A 12,314-nucleotide genomic window follows, 5' to 3' on the forward strand; every position below is an offset into this window, starting at 1 on the left:
GTCACCGGCATACGCATCCGGGCTGCTAAACTCCGGCTTCCTAATCCAACGGCCTGAATCGATGAGCCTGCTCGACACCCTGCGCCGCCTGTTTCGACCCGCGCCGCTGCCGACCCGCCCGTATCGCGGACTGCGCGAGAAGTCCGTGCAGTGCATCGGCCCCCACGGCCTGCATCGCATGGCCTATACCGAATGGGGCGACCCGGCGAACCGCAAGGTGCTTGTCTGCGCGCACGGCTTGACGCGCAACGGCCGGGACTTCGACTTCCTCGCGCAGGCGGTCGCCGACGACTACCGCGTCGTCTGCCCGGACGTCGTCGGCCGCGGGCGCAGCGACTGGCTCGGCGTCAAGACCGATTATGGCTTTCCTCTTTACGTCGCCGACATGATCACGCTGCTCGCGCGGGTCGATGCCGATACCGTGCACTGGGTCGGCACGTCGATGGGCGGCATCATCGGCATGCTGATCGCCAGCCAGCCACACACGCCGATCTCGCGCCTGGTGCTCAACGACGTCGGCCCGGTGATCACCGCGGTGTCACTGCAACGGATCGGCGAATACGTCGGCAATGCCCCCAAATTCCCCAGCATGGCTGCCGCCGAAGCCTGGATACGCGAGATCAGTGCACCGTTCGGCCCGCTGACCGACGCGCAGTGGCGACACCTCACGGAATATTCGGTCAGGCCGGTCGAAGGCGGTTTCGCCATGGTTTATGACCCCGGGATCGGGGATGTCTTCCGCCATACGCCGATCACCGTCGATGTCGATCTGTGGGATGTGTACAAGGCGATCCGCTGCCCGACACTGGTGATTCGCGGCGCGGAATCGGATCTGCTGGAAGCGGAGACCGTTGCGCGGATGGCGCAGTCCGGGCCGCGCGCGCAGAGCGCGGAGTTCCCGGGCGTCGGTCACGCGCCGGTGTTGATGGACGCGTCGCAAATTCGCATCGTGAGCGACTTCCTGCGCGCCTCCTGAGCAACGGACGCAATGAAGGAATTCATGACGGCAATCTCGGCACCCGATTGGGCGGGACTGTGCTGGTTCCTCGTCGCGTGGGTGGGCTATGGCTGGTTTTCGGAACGCAGCCGCTGGGCCCGAGACGGCCTGATGGGAGTCACCCACCGTTACCGGCTGGAGTGGGCGCGCCAGCTCGTGCAGCGCGAGATGCGCATGACCGACGCGGCGCTGGTCGGTAACCTGATGCAGAGCGTGTCGTTCTATGCGAGCACGACGATCTACATCATCGCCGGCCTGCTCGCAGTGCTCGGCGCACTCGACCAGGTGATCCGCTTTGCCGCCGACCTGCCGTTCGCACGGGAAACCTCGCGCGCAGTATCGGAAGTGAAGCTGCTGCTGCTATTGACGGTGTTCGTCGTCGCGTATTTCAAGTTCACGTGGTCGCTGCGCCAGTTCAACCTGCTGTCGATCCTGATCGGCGCGAGCCCGTACATTGGCCGCGGCGAAAATGCCGAGGCGACGGTGAACCGGCTCGCGACTGTGAACTGGCTGGCCGGCGACGAGTTCAACCGCGGCATCCGCGCCTATTATTTCGGCATCGCCGCAGTCACCTGGTTCATCCAGCCGTGGCTGTTCATTGCGGTCACGACGATCGTCGTCATCGTGCTCTATCGTCGCGACTTCTCGTCGCCGCTTCTCGCGTCGCTGGTGCAGGCTCGCGCCGGCCAATGAGCGGCTGCACGGCGACAGCTGCTAGCCGGTCGATTGCGGTCCTCGCGGCTGGCCGTCATTCGCGGACGCTTCCGGTTCGAGCCGGATCGATGCCGAATTGATGCAGTAGCGCAAGCCCGTCGGCTGCGGGCCGTCCTCGAACACGTGCCCGAGGTGGGCGCCGCATTCGTGGCACAGCACTTCGGTGCGCTGCATGAAGTGGCTGCGGTCCTCTGCGGTCTCGACGTTTTCGGGCGCCGCAGCGGTCCAGAAACTCGGCCAGCCGCAGCCGGCGTCGAACTTGTGTTCCGAACTGAACAGCGGCGCGCCGCAGCCTATGCAGTGGTACTCGCCTTTGTCCCAGCAATCCCAGTATTCCCCGGTGAAGGCGCGCTCGGTGCCTTTTTCCCGCGTGACCTGGAATTGCGCGGGAGTGAGCTGCGCGCGCCATTCGGCTTCGGGCTTGTCGACTTTGCGGCTCATGTACGACTCCTCATGTCGGGCCCGACTGCCGGCGCTGCTTCAGTGCAGGTGGCGGGGTGCGGCCTCGCCGTGTTCTTCGGGCATTTCGGCGTGCACGATCTCCCCTTCAGGGGAAGGGTAGAGCGGCGCGCCGCAGTCATCGCAGTATTCGAGCGGGAAACGGTGGTCGAGGTTCACGATTTCGGTGACGCCGCAGTCGCGCAGCACCGCTTCGATCTGTGCCGGACTGTCGGCGTTGTCGTCCTCGGCCCCGAGCAGCGGCCAGACGACGCCGTGCACCACCTCGTCCTTGCCGCGCAACGTCAGGCCGACGCGGTATTCCTCGAGCTCGCGCTCGTGGAACGGCGCGATCACTGCGCGCAGGTTGCCGGCCGGCGCTTCCATCTCGGCGCCGAGGAAAGCCACCGAGGCGCGGATCGCGTACGGCCGGCTGTCCTTGTCGGCCTGCCGGCTGGCGGCGAAATAGGCGTCGGGCAACACGACTTCCATCGCGCAACCCGGCAGCAGGGGCATCAGGCACGCGCCTCCCTGCTTGCGCCACTGGCTGAGGGACTGGTCGCGCGATCCGCCCGCCTGTTGCCAGCCGAACAGCGCTTCGCCTTTCGGCACCGCGATCGCGGCAAGCAGATAGCGGGTGTCCGACAGGAACTGCGCCGTCTCGGGCATCCCTTCGGTCTCGATATGCAGGTCGCGGCCGGAAAGCGCCGCCTGCCCCAGCTTCGCGGCGAATTCGGCAGTGGGGCTGTAGCCCTGCGGTAACTGGTCGGGGCTGAAGAGAAAATCGGCCAGCGCGAGCTTGACGCGATCGGCGAGGACGTGGGCCTGCAGATGCACCCGCAGGTTCGCGAGCACCGCGGGCGAAACGGTCGTCGCCGGGATGCGGTAGCGCGACCACGCAAGCACCGGCGCGGCGATCAGCAGGACGTCGTGCTCGGCCGAGACGCCTGGTGCGCTTTCGGCGCGCGATTCGATGAAGTCGGCCAGTTCGTCGTAGCCGGGCGAGTCGGCGCTGTACAGGTGGTCGAGCGCGGCGTTCAGGGTCTCCTCTTCGCTGTCGGCGAGCAGGCGGTCGATGGCCGCGCACAAGTGGCGGTCCCAGTAATGGTCTTCGGCACGGCTGCCGGATTCGGCCAGGCCCGTTGCGAGCCAGATCAGCTGTTCGGCTTCGCGGCCCAAACCACCGCGGCGCTTTTGACGTGTTCGTTTCATGAAAATTCCTGTTTGGGTGTCGATCGCCGTTATCGGAGTCAGTACACCGGGCGGTTCAGCCGCACGGCCTGCAGAATGGTAGCTGATATCTCTTCGATGGACTTGCTGGTGGAATCGAGCCACTGGATGTTTTCGCGGCGCATCAGCTTTTGTGCCGCGTCGATCTCGAAGCGGCAGTTTTCGATCGACGCGTAGCGGCTGTTCGGGCGCCGCTCCTGGCGGATCTGCGACAGGCGCTCCGGCGCGATCGTCAGGCCGAAGAGCTTGCTGCGATGGCGATGCAGCTCTCCGGGGAGTTTGTTGCGTTCGAAGTCTTCCGGAATCAGCGGATAGTTCGCGGCCTTGACGCCGAACTGAACCGCCAGATACAGGCTCGTCGGCGTCTTGCCCGAGCGAGAAACGCCGACGAGGATCACGTCGGCGTCGGCCAGTTCGCCGTCCGTCGACACGCCGTCGTCGTGCGCCATCGCGAAGTTGATCGCCTCGATGCGCGCCTTGTAGTCGCTGCTCTCTGCGATGCCGTGAAAGCGGCCGACGGTGTGCGTCGAACGCTGCCCGAGTTCGGCTTCGAGCGGATTGATGAACTGCTCGAACAGATCGACGAACAGCGCATCGATTTCGCGCAGCCCGCTCAGCGGGTCGGGGTTGACCAGCGTGCTGAAGACGATCGGGCGCACGCCGTCCGTCACCGCGGTTTCGCGGATCTGGCGCGCGCAGTCGAGCGCCTTGTCGAGATCATCGACGAACGGCACGCGGACTTGCCGGAAGCGGGCGCCGGGAAACTGGGCGAGGAGGCTGTGGCCGAGCGTTTCGGCAGTGATGCCAGTGCCGTCGGAGATGAAAAAGACGGTGCGGATGGGAGTGTCGCTCATGTTTTGCGCCGGAAAAGTGGCATTGGGGAAAACCTGCCGTGCGGCAGAGCAGCATTTTTCGCTAAAATCGGATTTTGCTTTCTCCCCCACAAAACCGAAAGGCCATTCATGACTCGTTACGTCATTCCCTTCACTGAACTGCGCATGTCAGACGTGGAGCAGGTCGGTGGCAAGAACGCCTCGCTCGGCGAGATGATCAGCCAGCTGCCTGCCAGCGTTCGTGTTCCCGGCGGTTTCGCGACCACCGCCGACGCGTTCCGTGAATTCCTGGCCCATCAGGGGCTTGCCGGGCGCATCAGTGCCGCGCTCGAAACGCTCGACGTGGATGACGTGAACACGCTGGCGAAGACCGGCGCGCAGATCCGCCAGTGGATCGTCGATACGCCTTTCCCGGCCAACCTCGAAGAGGAGATTCGCACAGCGTACAACGCGTTGACCGCCGAAGGCGAGGGGAGCTTCGCGGTGCGCTCGTCGGCGACCGCCGAGGATCTGCCCGACGCGTCGTTCGCCGGCCAGCAGGAAACTTTCCTGAACATCCACGGCTACGAGCACATCCTGCACGCGATGAAGGAAGTGTTCGCGTCGCTGTACAACGACCGCGCGATCTCGTACCGCGTGCACAAGGGCTTCACGCATGCCGAGGTCGCGCTGTCGGCGGGCGTGCAGCGCATGGTGCGCTCGGATACCGGCGCGTCGGGCGTGATGTTCACGATCGACACCGAATCCGGTTTCAACGACGTCGTCTTCATCACCGCGTCCTACGGGCTCGGCGAGACGGTGGTGCAGGGGGCGGTGAACCCGGACGAGTTCTACGTGCACAAGTCGACGCTCGCGCTCGGCAAGCCGGCGGTGATCCGCCGCAACCTGGGTTCGAAGCTGATCAAGATGGTTTTCGCCGACAAGAAGGAGGCGGGCAAGTCGGTTCGCACCGTCGATGTCGCCGAAGCCGATCGCGTCAAATTCTCGCTGACGAACGAGGACGTGCTCGAACTCGCGCGTTACGCCGTGATCATCGAGAAGCATTACGGCCGGCCGATGGACATCGAGTGGGGCAAGGACGGCGGGGACGGCAAGCTGTACATCCTGCAGGCGCGTCCCGAGACGGTGAAGAGCCAGTCGTCCGGCCACGTGATGGAAAAGTACCGCCTCAAGCAGTACGGCAAGTCGCTGACGCACGGCCGCGCGATCGGCCAGAAGATCGGCGTCGGCACGGTGCGGATCGTTGCCGACGCGTCCGAGATGAGCCGCGTTCAGGCCGGCGACATCCTCGTCACCGACATGACCGACCCGAACTGGGAGCCGGTGATGAAGCGCGCCAGCGCGATCGTCACGAACCGCGGCGGGCGCACCTGCCACGCGGCGATCATCGCGCGCGAGCTCGGCATCCCGGCGATCGTCGGCTGCGGCAACGCGACCGAAGTGCTCGACGAGGGCGACTCGGTGACCGTGTCGTGCGCCGAAGGCGACACCGGCTACGTCTATCGCGGCCGGCTCGACTTCGAGGTCGTCACGACCGACATGGGCAACCTGCCGGAAATTCCGGTCAAGATCATGATGAACGTCGGCAACCCGGAGCTCGCGTTCGAGTTCGCGCAGATCCCGAACGGCGGTGTCGGCCTTGCGCGCCTCGAGTTCGTCATCAACAACATGATCGGCATCCACCCGAAGGCGATCCTCGAACTCGGCCAGGTCCCGGCGAGCCTGAGGGACGAAATCCTGCGCCGCTCGCGCGGCTACGCGACGCCGAAGCAATTCTTCATCGAGAAGCTCGTCGAAGGGGTCGCGACGATCGCCGCGGCGTTCTATCCGAAGCCGGTGATCGTGCGCATGTCGGACTTCAAGTCGAACGAGTACCGCAAGCTCCTCGGCGGCGAGATCTACGAGCCGGAGGAAGAGAACCCGATGCTGGGCTTTCGCGGCGCGTCGCGCTACATTGCGCACAGCTTCCGCGACTGTTTCGAACTCGAATGCACGGCGATGAAGAAGGTGCGGAACGAGCTTGGCCTGACGAACGTGCAGATCATGATTCCGTTCGTGCGCAACGTCGAGGAGGCCGCCGGCGTCGTCGAGTTGCTCGCCGAACACGGCCTGAAGCGTGGCGTCAATGATCTCAAGCTGATCATGATGTGCGAGATCCCGTCGAACGCGTTGCTCGCCGACGCGTTCCTCGAGCATTTCGACGGCTTCTCGATCGGCTCGAACGACCTGACGCAGCTCACGCTCGGCCTCGACCGTGACTCCGGCCTCGTCGCGCATGCGTTCGACGAGCGCGACCCCGCCGTCAAGCAGCTGCTGTCGATGGCGATCCAGTCGGCGAACCGCCTCGGCAAATACGTCGGCATCTGCGGCCAGGGCCCGTCGGATCACGCGGATTTCGCCGAATGGCTGATGGACGAAGGCATCCAGACGATTTCGCTGAACCCGGACACGGTGATCGACACCTGGCTGAAGCTCGCCGCGCACGTCAAGAACTGATTCCGCGAGCCCGCTGCCCAATGAGCGACTCCCCATGCGGGAGCTGCTCGATCCCTGCCATCCGCTGAAAAGGAACAACAATGAGCGCAATCGATGCCGTGACCCGGGAGCTCCTGGACAAGACCGAATTCGTGACCATCGTCACGGAAGGGCCGGACGGGCCCCACGTCGTGGGCAACTGGGGCGAGTATCTGCGCCGGCTGGGGTTCGACGAGGACCGGCTGGTCATGCCGGCCGGCTATTACCGCAAGACCGAGGAGAACCTGCAACGCAACAATCGCGTCCAGGTGCTCGTCGCATCCCGCTCCGTCCAAGGGAATCACGGTCCGGGACAGGGCTGCGTCCTGCGGGGAACGGCTGCCATCGTGGAAGAGGGCGAACTCGCCGAGCGTGCGAAGTCGGCTTTTCCGTGGGCGCGCGGCGCACTCGTGATCACCGTCGAGAGCGTCCAGACCCAGCTCTGATCGTCAGGCATCCCCGATTATCCGAGGCTGCCCGACGAGGAGCGGCCTTCACCGCGATGCGGCAGGCGCTCGCGGTCGTCGAGGGCAGTACGCTCGACGGCGTGCCCTACGTTCTGCGCGGCAAGCTGGGCGGAGGCGCGTTCGGCGTGACGCGCTTCAGTGAAAAAGGAAGGTTGAGCCTGGGTGATCCGGGCAAGTGAGGGCGGGAGGAGATACGCGCTTACGACCCTTTCTTGCTTTCCCCGTCCGCGTGACCCAGATTTCTATCTCTAACGACTGCCATTCAGGAAAGGAGTTTTTCCGATGAGCGAACGGCTGGATGGGAAGGTCGCTGTCGTCACCGGCGCCGGCAGCGGCATCGGCAAGGCGATCGCCGAGCATCTCGCGCGCGCAGGAGCAACAGTCGCGGTCACGGACCTCGATCTGAAGAGCGCCGATGAAGTGGCGCGCGGGATCGTCGCTCTGGGCGGGCAGGCGAGCGGGCTCGCGATGGACGTGACCGACGAAGCGGCAGTCGATCGCGTCATCGACGAAGTGGCGGCGAAATACGGCAGCGTCGATGTGCTGGTCTCGAATGCCGGCATCCAGATCGTCAACCCGATCGTCGCCTTCTCGTTCGCCGACTGGAAGAAGCTGCTGGCCGTCCACCTCGACGGCGCGTTTCTCACGACGCGCGCGGCACTGCGCCACATGTATGCCGACGACCGCGGCGGCGTCGTGATCTACATCGGCTCGGTCCATTCCCATCTGGCATCGCCGTTGAAGTCCGGCTACGTGACGGCCAAGCATGGCCTGCTCGGGCTGGCACGGGTGCTGGCGAAGGAGGGGGCGGCGCACGGCGTGCGCTCGCACGTCGTCTGCCCGGGTTTCGTGCGCACTCCGCTGGTGGACAAACAGATCCCCGAGCAAGCGAAGGAGCTTGGGATCAGCGAAGAGGAGGTGGTCAGCAAGGTAATGCTCGGCGATACCGTCGATGGGGAGTTCGCGACGGTCGACGAGATCGCCCGCACCGTGCTGTTCCTCGCCGCGTTCCCCGGTGCCGCTTTCACCGGTCAGTCGTTCATGGTGAGTCACGGCTGGTACATGCACTGAGCAGGCAGCGGATTCCTTCGCGCCTCCAGGCGCGATGTGCCCGCCCCTCCTTCGATGCCGATGCTATCCCGCTCGCAGCGCAAAAAATTGCCGTTCGAGACTGTCGCCCTGGTGCTCCAGGGCGGCGGCGCGCTGGGGTCGTATCAGGCGGGCGTCTTCGAGGGGCTGGACGAAGCGGGCATCGAGCCGGACTGGCTCGCAGGCATTTCGATCGGCGCGTTGAACGTCGCCCTCATCGCCGGCACTCCTCCCGGGGAGCGGGTCGATCGCCTGAGAGCGTTCTGGGAGACGGTGTGCCAGCCGGTTTTCGTCCAGCCCGCCGCCGACCTGGTTCAGCACTGGGTCGAGCAGTCCGGTGCGGATGCACGCCGCCTCTTCAACGCGGTGGCCGCATGGCGTGCGGTGGTCGAAGGCCAGAAGGGATTCTTCACCCCTCGTCTGCCGCCGCCGTGGATGGCGCTGACACTACCGGAAGCAGACGTGAGCTATTACGACACGTCCCAACTGCACGAGACGCTTTCACGGCTCGTGGACCTCGATCGCATCAATGCGGGGCAGCCGCGGGTATCGGTGGGAGCGGTCAATGTGCGCACCGGTAATTTCGAATATTTCGACAACACGACGGGCCCGTGGAAGGGACGCCTGCGGCTGGAACATTTCATCGCTTCCGGCTCCCTCCCGCCCGGTTTCCCGCCCGTTGAGATAGACGGCGAGTTCTACTGGGACGGCGGCCTCATATCGAATACCCCTCTGAGCCACGTCCTCGAGGCCCAGCCTCGGCGCGACACACTGGCGTTCCAGGTGGACCTGTGGAGCGCGCTGGGAACCGTTCCGACGAACATCTGGGACGCGCAGGAGCGCCAGAAGGACATCCAGTATTCGAGCCGCACTCGCGCGATCACCGATCTGATGGCGCGCGAGCAGGAACTCCGCCGCCTGATCCGGGAACTCCTCGAGTACATCCCGGACGATACGCGCCTCGGCGACGAGTGGTGCCGCAAGGCGGGTCCGTGGGCCTGTGGGCGCCAAGTCAGCGTGATCCACCTCATCTATCAGGAAAAGGAATGGGACGGACTCGCGAAAGACTACGAGTTCGGCCCCCTGACGATGCGCGACCACTGGGCGAGCGGTCTCGAGGACATGCGTAGCACGCTGCAACACTCCGACTGGCTGGAGCGTCCGCCCCGGGATCAGTCCTTCGTCACGCACGCCCTGCACGCCCCGCCCGGTTTGTGAGCCATCCGGGCGGGGAGACTTTCAGAGCGCGGCCGCGACGCGCGTGCCTTGGTCGATGGCGCGCTTCGCATCGAGTTCGGCGGCAACGTCCGCGCCGCCGATCCGGATCACCGGCATCCCGGCCGCCTGCAGCGGTGCCTCGAGGTCGCGCAGCGGCTCCTGGCCGGCGCAAACGACGACTGTGTCGACCGGCAGGACCTGCCTCTCGTCGCCTATGCGCAGGTGCAGGCCGGCGTCGTCGATCTTCTCGTAGCGGACGCCGGCGAGCATCTTCACGCCCCGGCGCGCGAGCAGCGTGCGGCGGATCCAGCCCGTGGTTTTCGCCAGCCCTTCGCCAACTTTCGTCGGCTTGCGCTGCAGCAACCACAGTTGCCGCGGCGGTTTTTCTTCCGACGCCGTCCCGAGTCCGCCGCGCCGTGCGTAGGTCGCGTCGATGCCCCACTCGCGCCGGTAGTGCTCGATCGGGTCGTCGGCGAGGTCCGCATGAGTCAGGAATTCGCTGACGTCGAAGCCGATGCCGCCCGCGCCGATGACCGCGACCGTCCGGCCAACCGCCTTTCGGCGGGTGATCACGTCGACATAGCTCGTGACCTTCGGGTGATCGATGCCGGGGATGTCCGGCGTGCGCGGCGAGATGCCGGTCGCGAGCAGCACGGTATCGAAACGGCCGACGAGATCGTTCGCGCCGACGCGCCGCTCGAGCTTCACCTCGACGCCGGCCTTGTCGAGCCGATGGCGGAAGTAACGCAGCGTCTCGGCGAATTCCTCCTTGCCGGGAATGTGCTTCGCGAGGTTGAACTGCCCGCCGATTTCGGCGGCGCTGTCGAACAGCGTGACGCTGTGGCCCCGTTCGGCAGCCGTCGCGGCGGCGGCCATGCCAGCCGGGCCGGCGCCCACCACCGCGACGCGCTTTTTCGCTGTCGCCGGGGTGATGACGAACTCGAGCTCGCGGCACGCGATCGGGTTCACGAGACAGGTGCACGGCTTCGCTTCGAAGATGTGGTCGAGGCAGGCCTGGTTGCAGGCGATGCAGGTGTTGATCTCCGCCGCGCGGCCGGTTGCGGCCTTGACGACGAAATCCGGGTCGGCGAGGAACGGCCGTGCCATCGACACCATGTCGGCGTCGCCGCGCGTGAGCACGTTTTCGGCGACTTCGGGCGTGTTGATGCGGTTTGACGTGATCAGCGGGATGCCGACTTCGCCTTTCATGCGCCGCGTCACCCAGCTGAACGCGCCGCGCGGGACCATTGTCGCGATCGTCGGGATACGCGCTTCATGCCAACCGACTCCGGTGTTGATCAGCGTCGCGCCCGCCGCTTCGACAGCTTTCGCCAGCGCGACGATTTCTTCCCACGGCGCGCCGCCCTCGACGAGATCGAGCATCGACAGCCGATAGATGATGATGAATTCGGCGCCGACGCGCTCACGCACGCGCCGCACGATCTCGACGGGAAACCGGTGCCGGTTCCCGACGCTGCCGCCCCAGCCGTCAGTGCGGTGGTTGGTGTGTGGCACGGTGAACTCGTTGATCAGGTAGCCTTCCGACCCCATCACCTCGACGCCGTCGTAGCCGGCACTTTTGGCCAGAGCCGCGCAGCGCGCGTAGTCTTCGATCGTGCGCTCGATGTCGGCTTCGTTCATTTCGCGCGGGTTCGCCGGAGAGATCGGTGCCTTCAGCGCCGACGGCGCGACCGAGCCGCGATGATAGGCGTAGCGGCCCGTGTGCAGGATCTGCATGCAGATCTTCCCGCCTTCGGCATGCACCGCCGCGGCGATCGCGCGATGGTGCGGGACCTCGTCCTCGCTCGTCAGCATCGATGCGCCCGGAAAGATCACGCCGTCCGCGTTGGGGGCGATGCCTCCGGTGACGATCAGCCCGACTCCCCCGCGCGCGCGCCGTGCGTAGAAGGCGGCGAGCTTCTCGAACCCGTTGCCGGATTCTTCCAGACCGGTATGCATCGACCCCATCAGCACGCGGTTCTTCAGCGTGCAGAAGCCCAGATCGAGAGGCTCGAGCAGGTGCGGATAGTTGCCGCCCGGGAGCGGCGGGGTCGGTCGCAGTGCCGAAAGGGGGTGCGTCATTACGGTCTCCTGAGGGATATTTTGCATGGGGCGAACGTACGGGGGCGTATTGAAGCCATCGCGCCGATGATAGAGCGGGACCGGCAGGAGGACCAGCGGGACAGCCGCCGCGCTTGATGGGGAGCGCTGGCCGGCCAGATTGGAACAGGGGTGTGTGAATTGCCTGCCTTCGATATAGCAGTTATAATTTCAAGGCTTTGGCGGGTCTAATTTTCGGTCCTCCAGTTTTCGGTTGGAATCAACAGGGATGGGCGTTAGCCCATTTTTTATTTGTGGGCGTGGAAATGGACGTCGAAGGTCTGGTTGAACAGGTGGTCAGCGGGCTCGGCTTCGAGCTGGTCGATTTCGAGACTTCCCCGAAAGGGCGGCTGATGCGCGTCTTCATCGATATCGAGCGGGGCGTGACGGTGGACGATTGCGCCACGGTCAGCAATCAGCTCACCCGCGTGTTCGAAGTCGAGAACGTCGACTACGACCGGCTCGAAGTGTCCTCGCCAGGCCTTGATCGGCCGCTGAAAAAAACCGCCGACTTCGAACGCTTCGCGGGCGACGAAGTGCAGGTCCGGCTGCGCATGCCGATCGGCAATCAGCGAAATTTCATCGGGGTGCTCGAGGGACTGAGCGAAGGCGTGGTGCGTTTGCACACCGACAAAGGCGACGTCGCCTTTCCCTTCGATGAAATCGAGAAAGCACGCCTGGTACCCAAGTTTTGAGCTTTCGGATGTGGAGGTT

The 12,314-nt window shown here is 65.2% G+C and carries 12 protein-coding genes; 8 read left to right on the top strand and 4 right to left on the bottom strand.

Annotated features, from left to right (window positions below; all coding sequences use genetic code 11):
- Positions 1–61: 61 nt before the first annotated feature.
- Together EBN1_RS16415 and EBN1_RS16420 are read left to right on the top strand one after the other, a co-directional pair.
- The gene (locus EBN1_RS16415; protein ID WP_041646521.1) at positions 62–976 is read left to right on the top strand and encodes an alpha/beta fold hydrolase; all 915 of its coding nucleotides are present in this window, start codon (positions 62–64) and stop codon (positions 974–976) included.
- A 24-nt stretch (positions 977–1,000) separates the two neighbouring features.
- A complete protein-coding gene (locus tag EBN1_RS16420) occupies positions 1,001–1,690 on the top strand; it encodes a DUF599 domain-containing protein (RefSeq protein ID WP_011239095.1) in 690 nt (229 codons plus the stop codon).
- Positions 1,691–1,711: 21 nt separating this feature from the next.
- On the opposite strand, the gene msrB is transcribed toward EBN1_RS16420, so the two are convergent.
- The 3 genes from msrB to ppsR are packed head-to-tail and all read right to left on the bottom strand — an operon-like array spanning position 1,712 to position 4,233.
- Positions 1,712–2,152, bottom strand: coding sequence for a peptide-methionine (R)-S-oxide reductase MsrB (gene msrB / locus EBN1_RS16425; protein ID WP_011239096.1), 441 nt, complete (start codon positions 2,150–2,152; stop codon positions 1,712–1,714).
- Between the two features lie 39 nt (positions 2,153–2,191).
- Positions 2,192–3,361, bottom strand: a complete 1,170-nt coding sequence (locus tag EBN1_RS16430; RefSeq protein ID WP_011239097.1) for a DUF2863 family protein — start codon at positions 3,359–3,361, stop codon at positions 2,192–2,194.
- A 38-nt stretch (positions 3,362–3,399) separates the two neighbouring features.
- Positions 3,400–4,233 carry a posphoenolpyruvate synthetase regulatory kinase/phosphorylase PpsR gene (gene ppsR, locus EBN1_RS16435; protein WP_011239098.1) on the bottom strand — a complete coding sequence of 278 codons (834 nt, stop codon included), beginning with the start codon at positions 4,231–4,233 and terminating at the stop codon, positions 3,400–3,402.
- 108 nt (positions 4,234–4,341) lie between these two features.
- Between ppsR and ppsA the strand changes: the two genes are divergently transcribed.
- From ppsA to EBN1_RS16460, 5 genes are all read left to right on the top strand, one after another.
- A complete protein-coding gene (gene ppsA / locus EBN1_RS16440; protein ID WP_011239099.1) occupies positions 4,342–6,708 on the top strand; it encodes a phosphoenolpyruvate synthase in 2,367 nt (788 codons plus the stop codon).
- 80 nt (positions 6,709–6,788) lie between these two features.
- The gene (locus tag EBN1_RS16445; RefSeq protein WP_041646523.1) at positions 6,789–7,172 is read left to right on the top strand and encodes a pyridoxamine 5'-phosphate oxidase family protein; all 384 of its coding nucleotides are present in this window, start codon (positions 6,789–6,791) and stop codon (positions 7,170–7,172) included.
- Positions 7,173–7,228: 56 nt separating this feature from the next.
- Entirely contained in the window at positions 7,229–7,372 is a 144-nt protein-coding gene (locus tag EBN1_RS16450) for a hypothetical protein (RefSeq protein ID WP_157866634.1), read from the top strand.
- A 103-nt stretch (positions 7,373–7,475) separates the two neighbouring features.
- Positions 7,476–8,264: a 3-hydroxybutyrate dehydrogenase gene (locus tag EBN1_RS16455; protein WP_011239101.1), complete on the top strand. Its 789-nt coding sequence runs from the start codon at positions 7,476–7,478 to the stop codon at positions 8,262–8,264.
- 54 nt (positions 8,265–8,318) lie between these two features.
- Positions 8,319–9,500: a DUF3734 domain-containing protein gene (locus tag EBN1_RS16460; protein ID WP_083782986.1), complete on the top strand. Its 1,182-nt coding sequence runs from the start codon at positions 8,319–8,321 to the stop codon at positions 9,498–9,500.
- Between the two features lie 21 nt (positions 9,501–9,521).
- Here EBN1_RS16460 and EBN1_RS16465 read toward each other — a convergent pair whose 3' ends face one another.
- On the bottom strand, positions 9,522–11,582 hold the full coding sequence (locus EBN1_RS16465; protein WP_011239103.1) for an NADPH-dependent 2,4-dienoyl-CoA reductase: 2,061 nt from the start codon (positions 11,580–11,582) through the stop codon (positions 9,522–9,524).
- Positions 11,583–11,866: 284 nt separating this feature from the next.
- Here EBN1_RS16465 and rimP point away from each other — a divergent pair, with 284 nt between their 5' ends.
- Positions 11,867–12,295: a ribosome maturation factor RimP gene (gene rimP, locus EBN1_RS16470; RefSeq protein ID WP_011239104.1), complete on the top strand. Its 429-nt coding sequence runs from the start codon at positions 11,867–11,869 to the stop codon at positions 12,293–12,295.
- Positions 12,296–12,314 lie beyond the last annotated feature (19 nt).

This window comes from Aromatoleum aromaticum EbN1, assembly GCF_000025965.1.
GTDB classification, from domain to species: Bacteria; Pseudomonadota; Gammaproteobacteria; order Burkholderiales; family Rhodocyclaceae; genus Aromatoleum; species Aromatoleum aromaticum.